This is a genomic window from Chitinophaga varians (genome assembly GCF_012641275.1).
GTDB lineage: Bacteria > Bacteroidota > Bacteroidia > Chitinophagales > Chitinophagaceae > Chitinophaga > Chitinophaga varians_A.
Genome location: NZ_JABAIA010000001.1, coordinates 267,596 through 290,774, shown reverse-complemented (window position 1 = coordinate 290,774; position 23,179 = coordinate 267,596). Strand labels below are relative to the sequence as shown.

The 23,179-nt window shown below is 49.4% G+C and carries 22 protein-coding genes; 19 read left to right on the top strand and 3 right to left on the bottom strand.

Annotated features, from left to right (window positions below; translation table 11 throughout):
* Positions 1–14: 14 nt before the first annotated feature.
* Together HGH92_RS01130 and HGH92_RS01125 are read left to right on the top strand one after the other, a co-directional pair.
* Positions 15–1,244 (top strand): MFS transporter, encoded by a 1,230-nt coding sequence (locus HGH92_RS01130; RefSeq protein ID WP_168868934.1) that lies wholly within the window; start codon positions 15–17, stop codon positions 1,242–1,244.
* Positions 1,245–1,312: 68 nt separating this feature from the next.
* Positions 1,313–2,242, top strand: a complete 930-nt coding sequence (locus HGH92_RS01125) for an AraC family transcriptional regulator (protein WP_168868933.1) — start codon at positions 1,313–1,315, stop codon at positions 2,240–2,242.
* On the opposite strand, the gene HGH92_RS01120 is transcribed toward HGH92_RS01125, so the two are convergent.
* From HGH92_RS01120 to HGH92_RS01110, 3 genes are read right to left on the bottom strand one after another with little or no spacing between them, the layout of a single operon-like run.
* Positions 2,239–3,534: a radical SAM protein gene (locus tag HGH92_RS01120; protein ID WP_168868932.1), complete on the bottom strand. Its 1,296-nt coding sequence runs from the start codon at positions 3,532–3,534 to the stop codon at positions 2,239–2,241. The two genes, HGH92_RS01125 and HGH92_RS01120, sit on opposite strands and share 4 nt — an antisense overlap.
* 4 nt (positions 3,535–3,538) lie before the next feature.
* Positions 3,539–4,126 carry a hypothetical protein gene (locus HGH92_RS01115; RefSeq protein ID WP_168868931.1) on the bottom strand — a complete coding sequence of 196 codons (588 nt, stop codon included), beginning with the start codon at positions 4,124–4,126 and terminating at the stop codon, positions 3,539–3,541.
* Positions 4,127–4,130: 4 nt separating this feature from the next.
* Complete coding sequence (locus HGH92_RS01110; RefSeq protein WP_168868930.1) at positions 4,131–5,174, bottom strand: agmatinase family protein; 1,044 nt, start codon at positions 5,172–5,174, stop codon at positions 4,131–4,133.
* Positions 5,175–5,412: 238 nt separating this feature from the next.
* On the opposite strand from HGH92_RS01110, the gene HGH92_RS01105 reads away from it, so the two are divergent.
* The 17 genes from HGH92_RS01105 to glgB all read left to right on the top strand — a co-directional run bounded on the left by HGH92_RS01105 (position 5,413) and on the right by glgB (position 23,127).
* Positions 5,413–5,811, top strand: coding sequence for a cytochrome c maturation protein CcmE (locus HGH92_RS01105; RefSeq protein WP_168868929.1), 399 nt, complete (start codon positions 5,413–5,415; stop codon positions 5,809–5,811).
* A 107-nt stretch (positions 5,812–5,918) separates the two neighbouring features.
* The gene (gene ccsA, locus HGH92_RS01100) at positions 5,919–8,447 is read left to right on the top strand and encodes a cytochrome c biogenesis protein CcsA (RefSeq protein WP_168868928.1); all 2,529 of its coding nucleotides are present in this window, start codon (positions 5,919–5,921) and stop codon (positions 8,445–8,447) included.
* 105 nt (positions 8,448–8,552) lie between these two features.
* Positions 8,553–9,557, top strand: a complete 1,005-nt coding sequence (locus tag HGH92_RS01095) for an alpha/beta hydrolase (protein ID WP_168868927.1) — start codon at positions 8,553–8,555, stop codon at positions 9,555–9,557.
* Between the two features lie 91 nt (positions 9,558–9,648).
* A complete protein-coding gene (locus HGH92_RS01090; RefSeq protein WP_168868926.1) occupies positions 9,649–10,278 on the top strand; it encodes a DUF4294 domain-containing protein in 630 nt (209 codons plus the stop codon).
* A gap of 18 nt (positions 10,279–10,296) precedes the next feature.
* Entirely contained in the window at positions 10,297–10,797 is a 501-nt protein-coding gene (locus HGH92_RS01085; RefSeq protein ID WP_168868925.1) for a hypothetical protein, read from the top strand.
* 48 nt (positions 10,798–10,845) lie between these two features.
* Positions 10,846–11,574 carry a bacillithiol biosynthesis deacetylase BshB1 gene (gene bshB1, locus HGH92_RS01080; protein ID WP_168868924.1) on the top strand — a complete coding sequence of 243 codons (729 nt, stop codon included), beginning with the start codon at positions 10,846–10,848 and terminating at the stop codon, positions 11,572–11,574.
* Between the two features lie 146 nt (positions 11,575–11,720).
* Entirely contained in the window at positions 11,721–12,626 is a 906-nt protein-coding gene (locus HGH92_RS01075) for a serine hydrolase (protein ID WP_168868923.1), read from the top strand.
* Between the two features lie 435 nt (positions 12,627–13,061).
* Positions 13,062–13,604 (top strand): peroxiredoxin, encoded by a 543-nt coding sequence (locus HGH92_RS01070; protein ID WP_410493904.1) that lies wholly within the window; start codon positions 13,062–13,064, stop codon positions 13,602–13,604.
* A 73-nt stretch (positions 13,605–13,677) separates the two neighbouring features.
* The gene (locus HGH92_RS01065; RefSeq protein WP_168868921.1) at positions 13,678–14,265 is read left to right on the top strand and encodes a carboxymuconolactone decarboxylase family protein; all 588 of its coding nucleotides are present in this window, start codon (positions 13,678–13,680) and stop codon (positions 14,263–14,265) included.
* A gap of 205 nt (positions 14,266–14,470) precedes the next feature.
* On the top strand, positions 14,471–14,707 hold the full coding sequence (gene rpmB, locus HGH92_RS01060) for a 50S ribosomal protein L28 (RefSeq protein ID WP_078670880.1): 237 nt from the start codon (positions 14,471–14,473) through the stop codon (positions 14,705–14,707).
* 30 nt (positions 14,708–14,737) lie between these two features.
* On the top strand, positions 14,738–14,920 hold the full coding sequence (gene rpmG / locus HGH92_RS01055; protein ID WP_074238941.1) for a 50S ribosomal protein L33: 183 nt from the start codon (positions 14,738–14,740) through the stop codon (positions 14,918–14,920).
* 71 nt (positions 14,921–14,991) lie between these two features.
* Complete coding sequence (locus tag HGH92_RS01050) at positions 14,992–15,165, top strand: DUF4295 family protein (RefSeq protein ID WP_078670879.1); 174 nt, start codon at positions 14,992–14,994, stop codon at positions 15,163–15,165.
* A gap of 234 nt (positions 15,166–15,399) precedes the next feature.
* Positions 15,400–16,362 (top strand): signal recognition particle-docking protein FtsY, encoded by a 963-nt coding sequence (gene ftsY / locus HGH92_RS01045; RefSeq protein WP_168868920.1) that lies wholly within the window; start codon positions 15,400–15,402, stop codon positions 16,360–16,362.
* A 214-nt stretch (positions 16,363–16,576) separates the two neighbouring features.
* Complete coding sequence (locus HGH92_RS01040) at positions 16,577–17,458, top strand: cupin-like domain-containing protein (RefSeq protein WP_168868919.1); 882 nt, start codon at positions 16,577–16,579, stop codon at positions 17,456–17,458.
* A 354-nt stretch (positions 17,459–17,812) separates the two neighbouring features.
* Entirely contained in the window at positions 17,813–19,120 is a 1,308-nt protein-coding gene (gene rimO / locus HGH92_RS01035) for a 30S ribosomal protein S12 methylthiotransferase RimO (protein WP_168868918.1), read from the top strand.
* A gap of 78 nt (positions 19,121–19,198) precedes the next feature.
* Entirely contained in the window at positions 19,199–20,962 is a 1,764-nt protein-coding gene (locus HGH92_RS01030) for a DEAD/DEAH box helicase (protein ID WP_168868917.1), read from the top strand.
* 224 nt (positions 20,963–21,186) lie between these two features.
* Entirely contained in the window at positions 21,187–23,127 is a 1,941-nt protein-coding gene (gene glgB / locus HGH92_RS01025) for a 1,4-alpha-glucan branching protein GlgB (RefSeq protein ID WP_168868916.1), read from the top strand.
* Positions 23,128–23,179 lie beyond the last annotated feature (52 nt).

Genomic DNA, 23,179 nt, shown 5'->3' with positions numbered 1-23,179 from the left:
TTTGCGGCCGTTGTATGAATCTGCTCAAACAAACTATCCGTCTTTACCAGAACGCCTATACGGGACTTTCGCCGGCTACCTGGTGGCTGTCACTGGTGTTGCTGATCAACCGCAGCGGCGCTATGGTGGTCCCCTTTCTGACAGTATACCTGACGGCTCATCTGCATTTTTCCATTGCCCAGGCCGGATTGGTCATGGCCTGTTTCGGTAGCGGCGCTATTGTAGGCGCCATGTTGGGCGGCTGGTTGTCTGATCGTATCGGCTTTTACCAGGTACAGTTCTGGAGCCTCCTCTCTAACGGTTTATTGCTCATTTTATTGGGACAGATGCGCACCTTTCCGCAGATATGCGGTTGTGTGTTTGTGCTGAGTTCCGTTGGGGATGCTTTCCGCCCGGCCAACAGCATTGCTATTGCGGCTTACAGCGCACCACAGAACCGTACCCGTTCCTATTCGCTCAACCGCCTGGCCGTCAACCTTGGCTGGTCGGTAGGGCCCGCGCTGGGCGGGATATTGGCCAGTATCAGCTACCAATGGCTGTTCTGGGTGGATGGCGGCACCTGTATCGTGGCGGCTCTGCTGATGCGTATTTTCCTGCCGCCGGTGCCGGCACCGGCCAAACCGGAAAAGACGGCCGCAGCCGGAAAAACGGAGAAAGTATGGGGAGACAGCCTGTATCTCTGGTTCCTGTTGTTTGGCATGATCAACGCTGTCTGCCTCTTTCAGTTTTCCAGCATGGTGCCGCTGTATTTCAAAGAGGTGGTCCACATGCAGGAATGGGCCATTGGGCTTAATATGTCTATCAACGGCCTGTTGATCGTGATGGTGGAAATGGTGATGATCCATCACCTGGACGGTAAACTGCCTAACCTGTCATATGTTTCGAGGGGCGCCATGATGGTGTGCCTGGCGTATGTGTTGCTCTGTGTGTTGCCACCGGTATGGGGTATTGCCGCCGTGTTCATGATAGTGGTCACTTTCGGGGAGATGCTCTGTTTGCCTTTTATGAACAGCTTCTGGATCAGCCGCAGCCAGGACCATAACCGTGGCCAATATGCCGCCCTCTATACGATATCTTATTCGCTGGCAACCGTCGTGTCGCCTACCAGTGGGGCTTTTGTAGTGCAGCATATCGGCTTTACCTACTGGTGGGCCATTACTGCCGGTGGCTGTGTGTTGTCGGCTTTAGGCTTCCGCTGGCTGCAACAGAAGCGGGCACGGGCAGAAAAAATGATAGCAGCGTAATTGTTCAAGACTTAACGAATATTGTCCGGGAATAACTAATTTTGCCCAAAAAGGAGTAAAATTGGTAAATGAAAGTAATTCAATTTACTGTTCCGGTAGCTGAGGAAGGGTCTGTGGTCATCCAGGAGGACATACTTCCTTATTTCTACAATTACCTGCACCGTCATAAAGAGGCGCAATTGACCCTTATTATCAAAGGGGAAGGCACCCTGATTGCAGGCAGCTATACCCAGCCGTTCAAAGCCGGCGATATTTATGTGATCGGCGCCAACCAGCCGCACATGTTCAAAGGCGATGCCCGCTACTTTGAAAACCTGAAAGAGAAAAACATCCACGCCATCCATATTTTCTTTGACCATGACAATGCGCTGAAAGGCATGCTGGCATTGCCGGAGCTGGAATCTGTCCGCAAGTTCCTGCAACTGACCCGTTCCAGCCTGCAATTGCCGGCGGCATATGAGGAGAAAACAGCGGCGGAAATTATGCGGCTCTGTAAGCTCACCGGGGCGGAAAGGCTGTTTGCCTTTATGTCGCTGCTGACTTATTTCTCCCGCCAGGTGAAGGACTGGAAATCATTGTCCACCGGCTTCCTGCGTCATGCCTACAGTGAATCGGAAGGGCTGCGGATGAACGATATTTATCAGTATACGCTGGAACACTACGCGGAAAATATTTCTCTCGCCAGAATCGCTTCGGTGGCGCATCTGACCACTTACGCCTTCTGTAAATATTTCAAGAAACACACCCGTAAAACATACCTCGAATTCCTCAACGAAATCCGTATCAACGCGGCCTGCAAGAAAATCATCAATGGTGATGCGGAAAGTATTGCCTCTGTGGCATATGCAACGGGATATAACAACCCTATCACGTTCAACCGGGTATTCCGGAAAGTGACGGGCATGTCACCGTCTGCCTATGCGCGTCAATACCGTTTCGGGCAAGAGAACGCGCATAGGAGCGGCTTTATCAGTGAGTGGGAGGAAGTAGCGCTTTAGTGAGCGAAATCGGCCATGTAGTCGCCTTTGATGCGTTCCATGGGCGGGTTGAAATATCCAAACTTCAGGTCCGGAAACTCTTCATGTATCATTTCCTGTAACTGCTTAATGCCCATGCAGGGGCCTGGCTCGGTAATGCCCAGTTTGCCCAGGTACCAGTCGGGATCAATATTGAAATTGCGCCACTGGATCATGTTCAGGCCGGTTTCCCGGATCAGTTTGCGCAGGGCCTCATATTCCTCTTCCGTGTCGGTCATTCCCGGAAAAACAAAATAGTTGATGGAAGTCCATCCGTTAAATTCCCGCACCACTTTCAGGCTTTCGATGATGTCCTCAAACACGTAGTTATTGGGACGGTAGTATGGCGTATAATATTTCTCCTGGGCGGAGTTGAGGCTCACACGGATACTGTTGAGGCCTGCTTCACAGAGGGCGCGCACCGCATCGGGTTTACTGCCGTTGGTGTTGATATTGATACTGCCTTTAGGCGTATGCTTGCGTATCTGAATGATAGACTCACGGATCGTTTCCCACATCAGCAATGGTTCGCCTTCGCAACCCTGGCCGAAGCTCACGATCGGGAAAGGGGCTGTTTCCAGGTGCGGTACGGTATATTCCACGATTTCTTCCGCGGTAGGCTTGAAACGGAGGCGGTCCTGTGTGGACACGATGGTCTCGTCTTCCGGCTGGAAGGAGATACAACCTACGCAGTTGGCGTTGCAGGCCGGAGAGGAAGGAATCGGGCATTCCCATCTTCCCATAAAATAGTTACGGGCGGCGGGGCATTCATACGTGAGGGCGCAGTTTTCTGCCAGGTGCTTTACCAGCCTGTTGTGCGGGTAAGCCTCTATCAGCTGGTTAACGCCTTGTTTTACCTTCTTGGCGTCAAAGCCGGCACATTCCTGGCGGATATCGGCTTCGATACGGGTAGCGGGCACGTAAAATTTGCCGTCGAGCCAGCCTACTGCGGTGTAACAAAACAGCGGCAGGGTGGGAGCGTCAGGCATGGTTTCATACGCTGCGAGGTAAAAACCGGTATGGGCAGGCGGAATAAACGCCGCTACGGCCCAACCTTTGTCACACAGGCCCATTTCGCCGGTAGCAACGTCGATTCCGATACCACGGCGGCCGGGCAGTTCATACAGATTACCGCCTTCAGGAAGCTCGATCCATTCTTCCGGATCAATAGGGAAAGCATCCCAGCCGCTGCGGCCCACTACCTCCATAGAGGTGTCTTCAAAGATGTTTCCTTTCCCGTCGGAGTATAATATGTAAGGTGTTTGTTTCAGCATAAAATTAGTTAAGTCTTTCCCGGAAAAATCCGTTCATTTTTTCACGTTCTTCCTGTCCGGGCTCATCCAGTATTTCCAGCTGGATGATCTTGTTGGATTTGAAATCCATGGTGAACAGGTCATTCCGCAAAATTACATTATTCAGCTCGTTCCAGCCAATGCGTTTCTCAGAGAACGTAGTGGGCAGGGTAATACCGGTATTGTCCATTTTCACGTAAACCGGCTGGAAGATCTTGTATTCCATCCAGCCGATGTAGGCGATACCAATGCCTACCACGAACATCAGCAGGCCGGTAAGCGGCTGCTGGTGCCCCAGGAAATACAGGCTGCCGCTTACGCAGATAAATGCCTGTATCAACCTCGCGATACTGTTGGTTTCACTGAATTTCCGCGTGCGCTTCACGATAAACGGGAAGGCGAGGGAAAGCAGTCCTACGGCCAGAAAAAAGCCTACCAGCAACCAGTTGGGCTGAGCTCCCCTGTAGCTGCCTATGGCATCGAAGAGGAACAGGATGCCTACAAGGCCGTGCATGACCGGCAACAGCCGGAGCCTGCTGGCTGTTGCCGGCTGCATGATACGCAAACTATACATATGTTTATGAATTAGCGCTGACCAGCAGGTTACAGAGTTTGAACAGTACGCGCGCACCTACGTTGGCGTCCCAGTCGTCATGAGAGGCACTCACCTCGTTGAGGTCAAAGCCAATCAGCTGACGGCCGCTGGCCAGCAGGCGTTTGAAAAGATAATATATCTGCTCTGCCTCAAAACCGCCGGCTACCGGGGTACCGGTGTGCGGGCACAGTTTAGGGTCGAGGCCATCGATGTCGAAGCTGATGTACACTTGTTGCGGCAGCGTTTCCACAATGCTGTCGCAGATGGATTTCCAGGTTTCACCTTCAAACTGGCGTTCTTTGATTTGTTTATCGAAGAATGTCACCACGCGGCCGTTGCTGTCGTTGATATAATCCACTTCTTCTTCGCAGTAGTCACGGATGCCCACCTGTACCAGTTTGGTCAGTTGCGGCACTTCCGCCAGTGCGTTGTACATAATGGAAGCGTGGGAGTACTGGAAGCCCTCATAGCTGTCACGCAGGTCGCAGTGGGCATCTATCTGAAGGATGCCAAAATCGCCTTTATGTTCGCCGATGGCTTTAAAGAAGCCCAGCGGGGTACTGTGGTCGCCACCGAGCAAACCTACCAGCTTGCCTTTTCCCAGTAGCTGTTTGGTCTGGTTGTATACCCACTCGTTCATGGCACGGGTGCCGTTGTTGACGTCCACCAGCGTTTTCTTCAGGAATTCATTTTCAGAGATATCTCCGCCTTCGGTCAGGAATTTCAGGTACAGTTCCGCTTCCTTGCGCAGGTAATCGCTGCGCAGCAGCAGATGTTTATCTGGTTCACGCATGAAAAAGCCCTGTTTCCAGCCATCCTTTACATCGGCATCGTACAGGTCCACCTGAAAGGAAGCCCTGAAAATACGTTCCGGGCCGCGGGCTGTACCATTACTATAGGATACGGTCACTTCCCAGGGTACAGGCAACAATACCAGCCTGGCCTCTTCTTCAGAAAAAGGTAAACCAAAAACGTTGTTGGACAACAGCCCCACCGAGTTAGGGTCAAATTGAGATAAATCAGCCATGATATAATCTTACTTTTCAAAATTCCGCGCAAAGATAGGATTATGTTTACTTACAGCCTTCCTTCCCATAAAAAGAATTGCCTTTTATATAAATTTTGTCGGAAGACGGTCATTTTGCGTTAATTTTGCCCCGTGAATTGGAAAGAGATAAATGCAGGTAGGGTAAGATAAATGGAGAATCGTTGCTGGTAGCGGATTTTACAACCTGTGTCACAACAATAGGGAAGATAATTTTCATATGAAAAAAACAAATATTATTCTGCTGGTGGTCATTGCGGTTGCAATTGGTGTGATTGTAACCATGGTAGGCGATTTTAGTACCTATGAAACATTTGCCACAGCACGCGAGAAAGAGGGGAAAGAGTTCCATGTGATCGGTAAACTGGACACCCTGCAGGCGATGCATTATGATCCTATAAAGGACGCTAACTTATTTAGCTTCTACGTTCACGATAAAACAGGCGAAACCCGCAAAGTCGTTTTCTACGGCGCCAAACCTACCGATTTTGAAAAAGCGGAGTCCGTGGTCCTCACCGGAAAAATGGATGGAAATGAGTTCCATTGCAGTAAAATTCTCATGAAATGCCCGTCTAAATATAAGGACGACCAGGTTGTCGTAGGCAACAAACAACTTTAAAAAATTTCGGATTTAGATATTTTGTCATTTAGTTATTTATTGATTTTCAATAATGAAATAGCTGAATAATAAAATATTTAAATTCTTCAATCTATATATCATTTCTCATGAAATTTGAAGGGGAACACTTATTGCCGGGCCAATTGGGCCATTTCTTCGCCATTCTGGCATTTGTAGCATCATTGGTAGCCACGATCTCATATTATAACGCTGTTAAAGTCAAAGAGCCGCTGGTACGTGATTCATGGAAAAAGCTGGCCCGCTGGGCATTTGTGATACAGTCAGCCGCCGTGATCGCCGTCTTTAGCTGCCTTTTCTATATCCTGTCCCATCACTATTTTGAATATAAATACGCCTGGCGCAATACTTCCCGCGACCTGCCAACACAATACCTGTTCTCCAGCCTCTGGTCCGATCAGGAAGGCAGCTTCCTGCTCTGGAGCATCTGGAACAGCATTCTCGGTATTATCCTGATCCGTACTTCCAAAAACCTGGAAGCGCCGGTGATGACAGTCTTCTCCCTCGCACAGCTGATAATGGCGAGCATGTTGCTCGGTATCTTCATCCTGGGCTATAAAGTGGGCAGCAACCCGTTCATGCTGCTCAGACAGGCGCCTGAAAACCAGGCTGCGCCCATCTTCCAGGAGGCCAACTACATGCAGCATATTCATGATGGTAACGGGCTTAACGTCACCCTGCAGAACTACTGGATGGTGATCCACCCACCGGTACTGTTCCTGGGCTTCGCTTCCATGATCATTCCGTTTGCTTTCGCCTTCGCCGGTCTCTGGACCCGCGATTATACCGGCTGGGTAAAACCGGTGCTGCCATGGACATTGTTTGCCGTGGCGCTGCTGGGCACCGGTATCATGATGGGCGCCGCCTGGGCGTATGAGTCGCTCAACTTCGGCGGCTACTGGGCATGGGACCCGGTGGAAAACGCCTCCCTTGTTCCGTGGCTGACCATGGTGGCCGGTCTGCATACGCTCCTGGCCTATAAACACACCGGCCATGCGCTCAAATCGACAGTCTTCTTTTTCTTTATATCCTATGTGTTGATCCTGTACTCCTCTTTCCTTACTAAGAGCGGCGTACTGGGCGATACTTCCGTGCACTCTTTTACCGATATGGGCATGACGGCACAGCTGCTGTTCAGCATGCTGGTGTTCACCATACCTTCCATCTTCCTGTTGATTGCACGCAGAAAAGAAATCCCGGGCAACAATAAAGAGGAAAGTACCTACTCCCGTGAATTCTGGTTGTTCGTTGGTTCCCTGATCCTGCTGATTGCCGCTATCCAGATCACTTTCACCACGTCCATTCCTGTATGGAACAAGCTGTTGTCTTTCACCGGCCTGAAAGGACTGTTTAAAATGGACGATATTGCGCCGCCATCAGACGTAATGTTCCACTACAACAAAATCCAGATCTGGATCGCCATTGTACTGGGCGTGCTCACCGCTGTGGTGCAGTTCCTGAAATACAAAGACACCCCTAAAGGTTTCTTTACCCGCAAAATCTGGGTGCCTACCGTGCTGGCGGTGGTGTTCACTGCCCTGATCGCCTGGAAAGGGCCCATCACTTACGATAACTACGGTGCAGGTTTCCTCACTGCTATTTATATCATGCTGTTTGCCAGCATCTATGCCATCACTGCTAACTTCACCTATATCTTCAGCGGCCTTAAAGGCAAACTGAAAAATGCAGGCGCCTCTGTAGCGCACATCGGTTTCGGTATGGTGTTGCTGGGCGCATTGATCTCTTCTTCCAAAATGGAAGTGATCTCCATCGACAGAATGAAGATGCTCAACGATGGCTTCTTCCGCAAGGAAAGCAAACAAAACCCGCGTGAGAATATTATGCTGCCGAAAGATGTACAGGTGCAGATGGGTGATTATCACGTGACCTATGTAGGCGATTCCACCGCAAAAGGAGATCCCAAAACCTACTACGTGATGCACTACGAGCGCAAAGACAAAACCACCGGCGAAGTGAAGGAAAGATTTACCCTTTATCCCGATGCATTTGTCAACCGCAAGGAAAATGCACTGTCGTCCAACCCGGCGTCCAAACACTATCTCACCAGGGATATCTTCACCTATGTGTCAGCTGCGCCTAACAAAGCGGAAGCTGCTGCTGCAGACACCACGGCTTATGTGGCACATGAGATAAAAGTAGGCGACTCCATTTTCTTCTCTAAAGGTTTCATGGTGCTGAAAGCACTGGAGCCGGCGCCTAAAAACAAAAACTACGTCGCTGAGAAAAATGATCTGGCAGTAGGCGCCAAACTGGAAGTACATACACAAACAGATGACCACTTTAACCTGCAGCCGATTTACTTTATCCGCGACAGCAGTTACCAGTACAGCGTGGAAGACACACTGGCCCCGCTGAACCTGAGCGTACGTTTTACGAAGATCATGCCCGCTGAAAATAAAGTCGAGCTGAAAGTGAAAGAGACAGCCGGTTTCAGTGACTATGTAGTCATGAAAGCGCTGGTATTCCCTTATATCAACGTGTTGTGGCTGGGTGTTATCATCACGATCGTAGGTACGGGTATGAGCATTGTGCAACGTACCAGGAAATCAGAAAGAAACAGCAAAGCACCAACGAAGAAAACACCGGTAAATATTTAAGGATTTTTTGATTAGTTAATACAGGGGGGCCGGATTGCTTGAAAATTTTACGTAGATTTTCAGGTAATTCAGGTCCCCTGGTCATTTAAATCAATTCATCCCGCTATGAAGCGATCGTTGCGCATATCCTTGCTCCTTATCGGCATCCTGTTGGCCGTATTGTTCTTTGTGGGGCCGCATCCCGCTACTCCGGTGTATTCGCTCACCCTGCCGCCGGTGCCGCAGGATGGCCGCGCGCTGGAACAATATATCCACGACCGGGAAGCCGCTCACCGGCTGAAGCCGGACAACGAAGCCCGCATTGTATGGGCAGATTCAGCTTTTCAGCCCACGCCTTATGCGGTGGTGTACCTGCATGGCTTTTCCGCCAGTCAGGAAGAAGGGGACCCTATCCACCGCGATTTTGCCAGACGTTACGGCTGTAACATGTTCCTCAGCCGGCTGGACGGCCACGGTATCGATACCTCCGATGCGCTGCTGACCATGACGGCCGACGGCCTGTGGCGGGATGCCAAAGAAGCCTTGCAGATAGGGAAGGCGTTGGGCCGTAAGGTGATCCTGATGGGCACTTCCACCGGCGGTACCCTGGCGCTGAAACTGGCTGCCACCTATCCGCAGGACGTTTATGCCGTTATTAATATGTCACCCAATATAGCCATCAACGATGACCTGGCCTTTCTGGCCAATGATCCCTGGGGGTTGCAGCTGGCCAGGCTGGTAAAAGGCGGCAAATACAAGGAGTCCGGCGATACCAATGCGCTCAAGGCACAGTACTGGAACAACAAATACCGCCTGGAGGCGGTGGTACAACTGCAAAACCTGCTGGAGACCTCCATGACGCCCGCTACTTTTAAAAAGATACATCAGCCGGTATTGAACCTGTACTATTATAAAGATGAAATGCATCAGGACCCCACCGTTCGTGTATCCGCTATCCTTAAAATGGAGCAGGAGCTGGGTACGCCCGACAGCCTGAAGGATGCAGTGCCCATTCCGGGCGCGGGCGCGCATGTGATGGGCAGCAGGCTGACCGGCCATGATCTGCCTGCTGTGGCCAATGCGATCAACCGGTTTGCCGATTCGGTATTGAAAATGAAGCCGGTGCATTGACCGCTTTTTCAAGCCCTTTTTAGTTGTTATTTAATCTGAAATGTTTTTTAACTTGTGGTAACATTTACCCATTAGCATCGTTAAAAATAGTATGCATCGTCGCCGTAAAATCCTTTTCTCCGCCATCCTGATCGCAGGCAGCTTTTGTTGCCGGCAGGAAGCCAGCGCACAGTCGCAGGCGCCTCATGGCGTGGATACCGTGGCCCTGCATGCGGTCGTTGTAGGGCATGACACCATCCCGGTGATCACCCTGGCAATTTTCGATGTGGTGGACAAAATGCCCAAAGCCCTGCGGAAAGAAAAGGAACGTTATAACCGCCTGCGCAACGCGGTATATGTTACCTATCCTTACGCCCGCACGGCAGCCCGTCTCCTCAAAGACGTGAACAGCCGCCTTGCTACCATGTCTTCCAAAAAGGAGCGTAAAGCGTTCCTCGCTTCCAAGGAAAAGGAAATGAAGGAACAGTTCGGGGACAAGCTGCAAAATCTCTCTGTATACCAGGGTAAAGTGCTTATGAAGCTGATTGACCGGGAAACCGGCCAGAACTGCTATGAGATCATCAAAGAGCTCAAAGGCGGTTTTAATGCCCGCGTATGGCAAACAGTGGCTTTTTTCTTTGGCGGCAACCTGAAAAGCGATTATGATAAGCAGGAGGACAAGGATATTGAAGTCATTGTCCAGGAGCTGGAAATGTACCAGCGGTACCGTGCTTATAATTAATATGGCTATCTTAGCTGTATGAAGAAAGCCAGGATATTGTTATGCGGCCTGTTGTTGACCACGCTCGGCGCAGTGGCGCAAAATGAAGAAAATGATGTGCCGGTGTATGTAATAGACAGTGTACCGGCCACGCCCGCCCTGATGGAAAACCTTCCCCCTGACCAGATTGGTCTGATCACCATTGCACACGGACAAAAAGCTATTCTGAAATATGGCAGCCAGGCTGCCAACGGTGTGGTATATGTGGAAACCAAGCCCTTTGCACGCAGAAGGGTACGGCGCCTGCTCAGTACCGCTTCGCCTGCATACGACAGCCTGTTGCGCCGTTATGGCAGCGACAGCAGCTTTCAGTATATCGTTAATGACCATGTCATCACGCCCACAGACGAAACCCGCCTGATGACGGTGGACAACAAGACCTTTGTTTCGCTGGAAATAGTGTCCCCTAAGGTCCTCGAAGAGCGCTATCACCTTAAAAACCGCCAGGCCGGTGTACTGATCGTCAGCACCGAAAAGTGATGCCGTAAGCAATTATTTCCCATCTTTGCACCTCAATTTATTTACAGCATGAAACTGGATATACTCGCAATCGCTGTACACCCGGACGATGTGGAGCTGGGATGTGCAGGTACATTGATGATACACGCGCAGCAAGGCATGAAAACAGGCGTTGTGGACCTTACCCGTGGAGAACTGGGTACCCGTGGCACGCCTGCCTTACGGGAAAAAGAAGCACAGGACGCTGCTAAGATCATGGGCCTGGAAGTAAGGGAAAACCTTGGCCTGGCTGATGGCTTCTTCAGAAACGACACTATGGAACAAATGGCGATCATCACCGCCATCCGTAAATACCAGCCGGACATTGTGCTGGCCAATGCGATGGATGACCGTCATCCGGACCATGGCCGCGCCGGCAAACTGATTGCCGACAGCTGCTTCCTGGCTGGCCTGCGGAAAATAGAGACGTCCGTGGATGGCGTGGCACAACAGGCATGGCGCCCTAAGCAGGTGTTTCATTTCCTGCAGGACCGCTATCATGAGCCTGATTTTGTGGTGGACATTACACCGGTCATGGAAAGAAAACTGGAAGCCATCAAGGCGTTCAGCTCGCAGTTCCTGGCGCCGAAAGACAACGAACCGCAGACTTACATTTCCGGTTCCGGCTTCTTCGACAGCGTTGTTTACCGCGCCAAAATGCTGGGCAAAATGGTGGGAGTGGACTACGCCGAAGGCTATACGTCTGCCAAAATGATCGGTATCCGCAATTTCGCAGACCTGATCAATGAAGTGACCTGATAACGGTCACGCCAATACGTAATTATGACCGGCACAGGCCGGAAAGATATCACCCCGGGGCCTTTGTGGCGCCCGGGGTTTTGTATTATATTGGACGACAGGACACACTGAATGTTTCATTCCCTTCGGGGTAAATCAACCAAAATATGCAAAAGACCCTCTTTTTCCTCTTTTTCGCGGTGGCAGTGCAGACTGCCCTGGCGCAGCAGACAGACAAGCGGCTGTATGACAAACTGGCGCCATTGCTGGCGGCGCATCATGGCCAGGCGGGTGTGTATGTCCATCACCTCAAAACCGGCAGTACGGTAGCTATCAACGCTGATACGGTATTTCCCACGGCCAGTATGGTGAAGATGGCGATACAGGTGGGCATATTCAACAAGCTGCAGGAAGGGGCGTTGCAGTACCGTCAGCAGCTGACATACCGCGACTCGCTGTTGTACCCGGGAGATGACATCCTGGGCGCTTTTCGTGACAGTCAGCAGATAACACTGGACAAGGTGGTGATGTTGATGCTGACGATGAGTGACAATACTGCCAGTTTGTGGCTGCAGGCGCTGGCCGGGGGAGGGGCGCAGATCAATGCGTGGCTGGAGACCCATGGTTTCGCGCATACGAGGGTCAATTCCCGGACGCCGGGAAGGGCAGGGGACTGGAAAATATATGGGTGGGGGCAGACCACTCCGCGGGAGATGGCTACGCTGATGGAGCAGATCTATAAGGGGGAAGTTGTCAGCCATGCGGCGAGTGAGCGGATGTACCGTAATCTTACCCGTAATTTCTGGGATACAGAAGGGTTGCGTATGGTACCGCCGAATGTACGTACCGCTTCCAAAAACGGGGCGGTAGACGCGTCCAGGTCTGAGGTGGTCCTGGTCAATGCGCCGCACGGCGACTATGTGTATTGCATCATCACAAAAAACAACGCGGATCAGCGTTGGGACCGGGATAACGAAGCCTGGGAACTGTTAAGGAAGGTAGGGGGTGCAATATGGCAGCATTACGAACCAAACAGCAAATGGAGTCCTGACCCCGGTCCGGGGCAGTTTTGATCGGCACAATGGGACCGGCTAAACACTAGATGAACAGATCTTTGGTAGCGTCAAATTCATCCTGTTTGATGATGCTGTTTTTAATAAACGGAATCAAAGCTAGTCCAATCGTAATAATCACCAGTAATACGTATTTCTTTTTCATTTCCATGCTGTTGTTGAATTTAAAAATCTCTGCTTATATAACTAAATAACGTGCCAAAAAGTTACAGAAATAGCATTAAAATGTTAAGTCAGGAAGAATTTTTTTGAGTATAGGGAAAATGGCTGCGGATATCCTTCCTGTGCCTGTTAAAAGGAACATATATAGACAAACTCAATGTCACATTTTAAAAATCTATTTGACTAATAATGAATGTAAAGTGATCTTTGCGCCGGTAATTGATAAAATGCCTGTTTGTAAATCAAAAATCGATATAGAATATGAAAAATGTTATCTTATCCGTAGGGTCTGAGTTTCCCGAATTCAAAAAAACGGCCGTTGTTTCCATCGAAAAGGGTAAAGAGTTTTATGATCTGTCTTCCGAAGAGCTGAAAGCTTCCGGTAAATGGATGGTGATGTTCTGGTGGCCTAAGGATTTTACTTTCGTTTGTCCTACTGAAATCGCCGAATTCAACAAACATGCACAGGATTTCGTTGACCGTGACGCGGTACTGATCGGTGCTTCTACCGACAGCGAGTTTGTACACGCTGCCTGGAGAAGGGACCACGAAGATCTGCGTGACCTGAAATTCCCGATGCTGGCTGATACTTCCAAATCCCTGGCTACTGAACTGGGCATCCTGGAAGCCAACGAAAAAGTGGCTTACCGTGCTACTTACATTGTAGATCCTCAGGGTATTGTACGTTGGGTGTCTCTGTACGACCTGTCTGTAGGCCGTAACGTGAAAGAAGTACTGCGTGTGCTGGACGCATTGCAGACAGATGAGCTGTGCCCTTGCAACTGGAACAAAGGCGAAGCTACCCTGGCTGTTTAATTTTATCTGAATAATAATCCGCAAAGCAGCAAAGTACCCTTTGCTGCTTTGTTTTAAATAAACAGAACAAATTATGTTTGCAACTACCAATCAGGATACGGCAGTACAGCTGCTGGAGGCCGTGGGCCTGGCAGGGACGACCCCTTCCGCAAGCCTGCAGGCGCTGGTGAATGCCGATGCGCGTTACCTGAAAGATTTAAAGATAAACGTTACCAATGCCCTGAATGCGGGCACACTGACCAAAAAAGAGGCTTACCTCATCGGGGTGGCCGTGGCAGTCAATGATAAACAGCCTGTGCTGCAGGCTTCCTTTGAGAAACTGGCCGCTGCTGAAGGAGCTTCCGAAAAGGAAATCGCCGAAGTGATCAGCTGTACATCCCTGATGAGCGCCAATAACGTGTTTTACCGTTTCCGCCACTTCGTTAACAAAGAGTTTTATACTGCTACGCCTGCGGGTATCCGGATGAGCATTATGGCCAACCCGGTTATCGGCAAAGAGTTTTTCGAACTGTTGAGTTTGGTGGTATCTGCTTTGAACGGATGCGAAATGTGTGTAACTTCGCATGAAGAAGCCGTACTGAAACAGGGTACAGAGCAGCTCCGCGTATTGGAGGCCGTTCGCCTTGGCGCAGTACTGCGTAGTCTGGTCGTATTGTTATAAAATTTATATAAAAAATATTGACCTCATCCGGACAGATGTAAATTCGTCCTGCGACAATTGATTATCAATAGTTTGCGCTGTGTTTGTTTTTAGACTGGACACCTGGGATTAAACGGATTTAGACGGGTTGTGAATAAATTCATCTAATAATATTTGCAAAATCGATAAAAAAGTTTGACTTTTGCATTCCTAAATTTTTTAAATCATGGCAAGAGTATGTCAGGTGACAGGAAAGAAGCCGATTACAGGTCACCATGTTTCCTTCTCCAACATTAAGACAAAGAGAAGGTTTCTGCCCAACCTGCAGAAAAAGCGCTTTTTCCTCGCGGAAGAAGACAAATGGATATCTTTAAAGGTATCTGCTGACGGTTTAAGAACCATCAACAAAAGAGGTTTGTATGCAGTAGTCAAAGAATTGCGTGCAGCTGGTACGGAAATCTAATTCTAAGGACTCACTTAATTTGTATACACAATGGCAAAAAAAGGTAACAGAGTACAGGTAATTCTGGAATGTACAGAGCATAAAAACTCTGGTCAGCCCGGAACTTCCCGTTATATCTCCAACAAGAACAAAAAGAACACTCCTGAACGTCTGGAGTTGAAAAAGTACAATCCTATTCTGAGGAAAGTGACTGTACACAAAGAAATTAAATAAGTAATTGTTAAATGGTGAATGGCTGTTCTGGATAGCCATAGCGCCATTAGACCATAAAAACAATCAATACAATGGCAAAAGCAGCTTCAAAGAACTCGAAAGTAAAAGATGCTAAGGCAGCAGCTGAATCTAAAGTGTGGACTAAGGTAATCAGAGCGGTACGTTCTCCTAAAACCGGTGCATATACTTTCAAAGAAGCAATTGTGCACAAGGACAAAGTTCAGGAGCACATCAATCAAAAGTAATTCGGCTTTACTAATAATACTGAAAAGCTGTCCCGTTAAAGGACAGCTTTTTGTGTTGGTACCAGCCGTATCCCTCATTTTACCATAAGATTGTCTCTTTATCCCCTTTGGGTGCGATTGTTAACACAAAAGCTGTATTTTAGCAGCCTGTTTGGAACAGTTCGAATGCTGCCTGCCAGCACCCGGATAATGCAGATAAGGGAATCAGAGATTCCAGCCCAATTAAACTAAACTATGAGCTTTTTCAACAAACTATTTTCCAGGGAAAAGAAGGAAAGCCTTGATCAGGGGTTACAAAAAACCAAAGAAAGCTTTCTCAGTAAGATAGGACGTGCTATCGCCGGTAAGTCGACCGTAGACACCGAAGTACTGGACAACCTGGAAGAAGCCCTGGTTTCTGCCGATGTGGGCGTTGATACAACGGTTAAAATCATTGACAGGATCGAACAAAGGGTAGCTAAGGATAAATATCTGGGAACCAGTGAATTAAACAGATTACTGAAGGAGGAAATTGCAGCTATCCTCGTGGATGCGCCCGATAGCGGCTTCCGTGAGTTTGATGTGCCCGCCGGTAAAAAGCCTTATGTCATCATGGTCGTAGGAGTGAACGGCGTAGGGAAGACCACCACCATCGGTAAACTGGCCTATAATTTCAAGAAAGCAGGTAAATCTGTACTGTTGGGCGCCGCTGATACTTTCCGCGCTGCCGCGGTAGACCAGCTGACCATCTGGAGCGAACGCGCAGATGTGCCCATCGTGAAACAACAAATGGGCTCCGACCCGGGAGCGGTGGCTTTTGATACGGTACAAAGCGGCGCCGCCCGTGATGTGGACGTGATCATTGTGGACACCGCCGGTCGTTTGCACAATAAAGCCCATCTGATGGAAGAGCTGGGAAAGATTAAGCGCGTGATGAAAAAAGTCATCCCCGACGCCCCCCATGAGGTGTTACTGGTGCTGGACGGTTCTACCGGGCAAAATGCCGTGGAACAGGCCCGTCAGTTCACCGCCGCTACAGAAGTGACCGCACTGGCAATCACCAAACTGGATGGCACCGCCAAGGGCGGGGTGGTACTGGCCATCGCCAACCAGTTTAAAATCCCGGTAAAATATATCGGTATCGGGGAAAAAATGGAAGATTTGCAAGTCTTTGATAAAGAAGCGTTTGTAGAAACGCTCTTTAGTATAAATGATTGATTGTTATAGTATTGTGTGTGCTGTTTTGAAATTTGAATCAAGCCCACTTGAAATTTTACTTTAGGTAAATGAGGTATCCGGGCTTAAATGGTAAGCCCGGATATTTAATTTTTGGCCACGTTTTCGCTCTTTACATTTTGTCCGTTTATAAGTCTGCATTTGTTACATTTGAATTATAGTATTTTTTTGTAATCCTACTTAACAATTCGTAGTTATGATCATAAACAACATAGACCGAGTTGACGACATTACACCTGAGGAGTTTCGCAAAAATTATTACTTACCCCGTAAACCCGTTGTCATCTCAGCAGCAGGGCTGAGTAAACAATCACCTGCCTACAGCAAATGGACCTGGGACTACTTTAAGAGTATCGTCGGGGACAAGCAGGTGGGCGTTTACAATAATGAACGTGCCGGAGCCAATACACTGGTGAACGGAGCGGATGACTATATTACCTTCGGAGAATATATTGATATGGTTAAAAAAGGCCCGGTACAACTGCGGATATTCCTGTTCAATATTTTCCAACACGCCCCCCAGCTGGTACAGGATGTTGTTTGGCCTGACCAGTACGCTAAAGGTTTCCTGAAAAAATACCCGATGTTGTTCGTCGGCGGCGCCGGATCAGTGGCACATATGCACTATGATATCGACATGTCGCATATCTTCCACACTCAGTTCATTGGCCGTAAGCGGGTATTGCTGCTGGAAAACAACCAGTCCCCCTACATTTACCGCATGCCTTTTACGGTGGAAAGTGCTGCTTCGTTTGTCAACTGGCACGAAAAGCTGGACGAGGAACATTTTCCTGCGTTGGCCCACGCGAAAGGACTGACAACGATCCTTAACCACGGGGATACCCTCTTTATGCCTGGTGGCTACTGGCATCACATGGAGTACATGGACGGAGGTTTTGCGATGAGCCTCCGGGCACTGGACGACCTGGCAGGCAAGCTAAACGGGCTATATCATATAGTCGGTCTCCGGGGCATCAATAACCTGATGATCAAACTGGCGCCGCAGTGGTGGTATCACAAGAAACGTGAACTGGCCCGCCAGCGTGCTGATAGGACCATGGCCCAGCTAGCTATTTAAATATTTAGGTATTTTACCATTTTATTACGGATTTTGGAGTTTTTGATGCCGGAATCCCGCCGTGGCGGGGGAGAACACCTGTTTGTCTATTTAAATATTGATAATGGAAGAATGGTCTCCCATGGCATTAAATTCCAAAATCCGTAACTTCCCCAATCCGTAAATCCAATAATCAGATACCCAAATATCCAAATAACCAAATATTTTCCCTACCTTTGCACCTTCCTTACTCAACCCCCACTAAGGCTCAAAGTCACGTACAGTAAGTCTGCTGTTTTATACAATTAGTGTCTGTGTGTCTTCGTGGCGGTAGCTGGCCGCAAAAACCGGCCGCATGCTCTAAAACATTCGCCCTTGAAGACGAAAACTTTAAAGAAAGACAAGGTTAACATTATTACGCTTGGTTGTTCGAAGAACATGGTTGACTCAGAAGTGCTGAGCGGGCAACTGCTGGCCAATGAGATCGATGTAGTACATGAAAGCACCAAACGGGACCACAACATCGTGGTCGTGAACACCTGTGGGTTTATCGACAAAGCAAAAGAAGAATCCATCAATACCATCCTGGAACAGGTAGAACTGAAGCAACGCGGAAAGCTGGACAAAGTATATGTGACCGGCTGTCTGAGCGAGCGCTATCGCGGTGACCTGGAATCCGAGATTGGCGGTGTAGATGCCTGGTTTGGTACCATGGAACTGCCCATGCTCCTGAAAAAATTTGATGCTGACTACAAATCCGAACTGATCGGCGAACGTTTACTGAGTACACCTTCCCACTATGCTTATCTGAAGATTGCGGAAGGTTGTAACCGTACCTGTTCCTTTTGTGCCATTCCCCTGATGCGCGGCGGCCACGTGTCCCGCCCTATCGAGGAACTGGTGAAAGAGGCGGAAAAGCTGGTCCGTTCTGGTGTAAAGGAAATCATGCTGATCGCGCAGGAACTTACCTATTATGGCCTGGACCTGTACAAGCAGCGCCGCCTCGCCGACCTGATGCGCGCACTGGCGCAGGTGGAAGGCCTGGAATGGATACGCCTGCACTACGCTTATCCTACCAAGTTCCCGATGGAAGTGCTCGACGTAATGAACGAGTTCCCTAACATCTGCAACTATCTCGATATGCCGCTGCAGCATGCTTCCAATGCCATGCTCAAAGCGATGAAACGCCAGATTACCCGCGAAGAAATCGAGGAACTGGTCCACCAGATCCGCGCCAAAGTACCCGGTATCTGTCTCCGTACCACCCTGATCGCCGGTTTCCCCGGTGAAACAGAAGACGATGTGGAAGAACTGAAAGGCTTCCTGGAAAGAATGCGTTTCGACAGAGTAGGCGTATTCACCTACAGCCATGAGGAAGGGACCAGCGCTTACGAGCTGGAAGACAACATCCCTGCCGAAGAGAAAGAGAGAAGAGCGCAGGAGATCATGGAAGTACAACAGGAAATCTCCCTGGAGAAAAACCAGGAAAGGGTAGGTAAAGTACTGAAAGTCATCGTAGACAAAAAAGAGGCCGGCAGATACCTGGCCCGCACCGAGTTCGACTCCGTGGAAGTAGACAATGAGGTGATCATCAGTACCACCAAACGCCTGAAACCCGGCGAATTTGTGAACGTACGTATCACCAAGGCGTTTGACTACGACCTCGAAGGTGAACTGGTATAGAAAATATTTCAACAGCCCGCCGCCCGCAGGCGAAGGGCCCTTACATGGCTCCCGACGGAGCCCGATTAATGCAAATCAATGACAACATTTGAATCACTGGGCTTACAAGAGCCTATTTTGAAGGGAATTACGGACCTGGGTTTCGTTTCCCCAACACCGATCCAGGAACAGGCTATTCCCGTTCTTTTAACCGGAGACCGCGACTTTGTGGGATTAGCCCAGACGGGCACCGGTAAGACCGCTGCCTTTGGCTTACCATTGTTGCAGCAACTGGACCTGAAAATCAACAAACCACAGGGACTGATCCTGTGCCCCACACGTGAACTGTGCCTGCAGATCACCAACGACCTCAAAAACTTCAGCAAATATCTCGGTGAAGTAAACATTGTGGCGGTATATGGCGGTTCCAGCATCGTGCAACAGCTGCGCGAACTGAAAAGAGGCGTACACATTGTGGTTGCCACTCCCGGCCGTCTGCTCGATATCATCGACCGTGGCGCCGTTAACTTCGACAACGTACGTTATGCCGTACTGGACGAAGCCGACGAAATGCTGAACATGGGATTCCAGGAAGACATCAACAGCATCCTGTCCAACACCCCGGAATCCAAAACGACCTGGCTGTTTTCCGCTACGATGCCACAGGAAGTGCGCCGTATCGCGAAAAAGTACATGGAAGATCCGTTTGAGCTGACCGTAGGTACTAAAAACAGCGGTAACGCCAACATCGAACACGAATACTATGTGGTGCGTCCACGTGATAAATATGCTGCCCTGAAACGTATTGTGGATTATAATCCTGATATCTTCGGTATCATCTTCACCCGTACCAAAATTGAATCCCAGGAGATCGCTGAATCCCTGATCAAGGACGGTTACAATGCCGACGCCCTGCATGGCGACCTGACCCAGCAGCAGCGCGACAAGGTGATGAAACGCTTCCGCGAAAAAGCCTTGCAGGTACTGGTAGCTACCGATGTGGCTGCCCGTGGTATCGACGTTGACAACGTAACGCACGTGATCAACTACGACCTGCCGGATGACGTGGAAAACTACACGCACCGTAGCGGCCGTACCGGCCGTGCCGGTAAATCCGGTGTATCCATTGCCATTATCAGCGGCCGTGATACCGGAAAAATCCGCCAGATCGAAAGAGTGATCGGCAAAAAGTTTGTAAAAGCTGAAGTGCCCGATGGCTTTGCTGTTTGCGAAAAACAACTGTTTGGCCTCGTACATAAAGTACACAACGTAACTGTCAACGAAGAACAGATCGAACCATACCTGGAACGTATATACGAAGAATTTTCTACGATGACCAAGGAAGAGCTGATCAAACGCTTTGCTTCCCTGGAATTCAACCAGTTCCTCGAATACTACCAGGATGCTCCGGACCTGAACACGAAAGAAGACAGACGCGTCGGTGATGAAGGCCGTGACCGCCGTGGTTCCGGTAAATACACCCGTCTGTTCATCAACCTCGGTTCCGTAGACGATTTCAACCGCGGCGACATGCTCCGTTACCTGTGTGACAACACCGGCGTTCGTGGCAACAAAATCGGCCGTATTGATCTGAAAGGTGTTTACTCTTTCTTTGAAGTGGAAAATGATGAGCTGGAAAAAGTGACCCAGAGCTTCAAAAAAGTGGAATACAACGGTCGTGCCGTGCGGATTGAAATGTCCCAGGACGGTGATAAACGTGGTGGCGGCGGTGGCCGTTTCAACGGTAACAACCGTGGCGAAGGCGGTCCGCGTAAAAAAACATGGACCTCCGGTGGTCCGCGTTCCGGCGAAAAACGTGAGTTTTCCGGCGGTGGCAAACCTCCCTTTAAACGTAAATACTAAGTCGTTTTAATATTCTGATATTTGGGTATTTTGATATTCAGGCTGCCTCGCGCACCTGGATATTGAGATACCCAAATTTTTTTGTGTCGCAGTGGGCCGGTCGGAAAATCTCTCAAATACCCTATTTTCGCAAATTCTTACATCTCAAATAACCAAAGATCTAAACGACAAATAGCCAAATTTAGACTATCTTGTTTATCCAGACACCCAATTTACACGTTACTATGACCGGAGTTATCAATCGCCCTTTGCAGTCAGTAGAACCATTTTCACTTTTTTCATCCGGAGATATCGCCCTGTTTCAGGCAGGGTCACATTACCGGCTATACGAAAAATTCGGTGCGCATACGCTCGAGTACGAAGGCGTAGCAGGCACCTATTTTGCCGTATGGGCTCCGGACGCCGCCTTTGTGGCCGTCATGGGTGATTTTAACAACTGGGACCATTACAGTCACACCCTTTTGCCCCGCTGGGACAGTTCCGGCATCTGGGAAGGTTTTATTCCCGGCGTGGAAGCCGGTAATCTGTACAAATACTTTATCCGCTCCAACAGCGGTGAAGAGCTTTTTAAAGGCGATCCTTATGCCACCCGGTGGGAGGTACGGCCTAAAACAGCTTCCGTTGTGCATCCGCTGGACCATACCTGGCATGACAAAAAATGGATGCAGGGCAGAAAGAAACACAACCATCTGAACAGCCCTTTTGCGGTATATGAAGTGCATTTAGGGTCCTGGCGAAAGCCCGACCCCAACAACGAAGAGAGTTTTTACTCCTACGGCGAAATTGCCGCTATGCTGGTGCCTTATGTAAAGGAGATGGGCTTCACCCATGTGGAGCTGATGCCGGTGATGGAACATCCGTTTGACGGTTCATGGGGGTATCAGTTGACCGGTTACTATGCCGCTACTTCCCGCTATGGTACACCACAGGATTTTATGGAGATGGTGGAAGCTTTTCACCAGGCAGGCATCGGGGTGATCCTCGACTGGGTGCCTTCCCATTTTCCGCATGATGCGCATGGCTTGTACCGGTTTGACGGTTCCCATGTGTATGAATATGCAGATATGCGCAAAGGGTACCATCCTGACTGGAACAGCTATATCTTTAATTATTCCCGCAACGAAGTGCGGTCGTTTCTGCTCAGCAATGCTGTTTACTGGCTGGACAAATTTCATATTGACGGCCTGCGGGTAGATGCAGTGGCCTCTATGATCCATCTCGACTATTCCCGGCAACGGGGCGCCTGGGAGCCGAACGAGCTGGGTGGCAATGAAAACCTGGAAGCGATCAGTTTTCTGAAAAAGCTGAATGAGACCATCTATGCCCTGTTCCCCGATGTACAAACCATTGCAGAAGATTCCACCAATCATTATGGTGTGTCAAGGCCCACTTTCGTAGGCGGACTGGGTTTTGGTATGAAGTGGATGATGGGTTGGATGAATGATACGCTGGATTATTTCAAAAAAGACCCCATTCACCGGAAATGGTACCAGAACGATCTCACATTTAGCCTGGTGTATGCCTTTAGTGAGAACTATATGCTGCCGCTGAGCCATGATGAAGTGGTACATGGCAAATCGCCGTTGCTGTATAAAATGCCGGGTGACGACTGGCAGAAATGCGCCAACCTGCGTTTACTGTATGGTTATATGTATACGCATCCCGGCACCAAGTTATTGTTTATGGGCGGGGAGTTCGGACAAACTTCCGAGTGGAACTACAAACGTGAGCTGGACTGGCATCTGTTGAAACATGCCACCCATAAGGGCATACAGGACTTTGTAAAAGACATCAACCGGTTGTACCGGGAATCCACCGCTTTGTATGAACTGCAGTTTGAAGGCGATGGTTTTGAATGGATGATCGTCAATGACTATGACAATTGTGTGCTTGCTTATATGCGCAAAGGCAAAGCGGCCGGCGATGTGATGCTGGTTGTGCTGAATATGACGCCGGTGCCCCGCGAACAGTATCCGGTGGGCATTCCGCTGGGAGGCTTGTGGGAAGAGGTATTAAACAGTGATCATCCCCGGTATTATGGAAGCGGGGTGATAAATACCGGTCAGTTGCAGGCCGCGAAACAATTTTATAATGGCCGTGAATATACCCTGTCCCTGCGTGTTCCGCCACTGGGCGTAACCATATTGAAACCCGTTACTGCATAATTGTTTGACATACATGTTATTTGAATCCGGTATCCGGCACTGTCCGTGTACC

What these genes read in the sequence shown, in the direction of transcription:
- HGH92_RS01130 (WP_168868934.1), top strand. Translation starts at nt 15, where the DNA reads ATGAATCTGCTCAAACAAACTATCCGTCTTTACCAGAACGCCTATACG.
- HGH92_RS01125 (WP_168868933.1), top strand. Translation starts at nt 1,313, where the DNA reads ATGAAAGTAATTCAATTTACTGTTCCGGTAGCTGAGGAAGGGTCTGTG.
- HGH92_RS01120 (WP_168868932.1), bottom strand. Translation starts at nt 3,534, where the DNA reads ATGCTGAAACAAACACCTTACATATTATACTCCGACGGGAAAGGAAAC.
- HGH92_RS01115 (WP_168868931.1), bottom strand. Translation starts at nt 4,126, where the DNA reads ATGTATAGTTTGCGTATCATGCAGCCGGCAACAGCCAGCAGGCTCCGG.
- HGH92_RS01110 (WP_168868930.1), bottom strand. Translation starts at nt 5,174, where the DNA reads ATGGCTGATTTATCTCAATTTGACCCTAACTCGGTGGGGCTGTTGTCC.
- HGH92_RS01105 (WP_168868929.1), top strand. Translation starts at nt 5,413, where the DNA reads ATGAAAAAAACAAATATTATTCTGCTGGTGGTCATTGCGGTTGCAATT.
- ccsA (WP_168868928.1), top strand. Translation starts at nt 5,919, where the DNA reads ATGAAATTTGAAGGGGAACACTTATTGCCGGGCCAATTGGGCCATTTC.
- HGH92_RS01095 (WP_168868927.1), top strand. Translation starts at nt 8,553, where the DNA reads ATGAAGCGATCGTTGCGCATATCCTTGCTCCTTATCGGCATCCTGTTG.
- HGH92_RS01090 (WP_168868926.1), top strand. Translation starts at nt 9,649, where the DNA reads ATGCATCGTCGCCGTAAAATCCTTTTCTCCGCCATCCTGATCGCAGGC.
- HGH92_RS01085 (WP_168868925.1), top strand. Translation starts at nt 10,297, where the DNA reads ATGAAGAAAGCCAGGATATTGTTATGCGGCCTGTTGTTGACCACGCTC.
- bshB1 (WP_168868924.1), top strand. Translation starts at nt 10,846, where the DNA reads ATGAAACTGGATATACTCGCAATCGCTGTACACCCGGACGATGTGGAG.
- HGH92_RS01075 (WP_168868923.1), top strand. Translation starts at nt 11,721, where the DNA reads ATGCAAAAGACCCTCTTTTTCCTCTTTTTCGCGGTGGCAGTGCAGACT.
- HGH92_RS01065 (WP_168868921.1), top strand. Translation starts at nt 13,678, where the DNA reads ATGTTTGCAACTACCAATCAGGATACGGCAGTACAGCTGCTGGAGGCC.
- rpmB (WP_078670880.1), top strand. Translation starts at nt 14,471, where the DNA reads ATGGCAAGAGTATGTCAGGTGACAGGAAAGAAGCCGATTACAGGTCAC.
- rpmG (WP_074238941.1), top strand. Translation starts at nt 14,738, where the DNA reads ATGGCAAAAAAAGGTAACAGAGTACAGGTAATTCTGGAATGTACAGAG.
- HGH92_RS01050 (WP_078670879.1), top strand. Translation starts at nt 14,992, where the DNA reads ATGGCAAAAGCAGCTTCAAAGAACTCGAAAGTAAAAGATGCTAAGGCA.
- ftsY (WP_168868920.1), top strand. Translation starts at nt 15,400, where the DNA reads ATGAGCTTTTTCAACAAACTATTTTCCAGGGAAAAGAAGGAAAGCCTT.
- HGH92_RS01040 (WP_168868919.1), top strand. Translation starts at nt 16,577, where the DNA reads ATGATCATAAACAACATAGACCGAGTTGACGACATTACACCTGAGGAG.
- HGH92_RS01030 (WP_168868917.1), top strand. Translation starts at nt 19,199, where the DNA reads ATGACAACATTTGAATCACTGGGCTTACAAGAGCCTATTTTGAAGGGA.
- glgB (WP_168868916.1), top strand. Translation starts at nt 21,187, where the DNA reads ATGACCGGAGTTATCAATCGCCCTTTGCAGTCAGTAGAACCATTTTCA.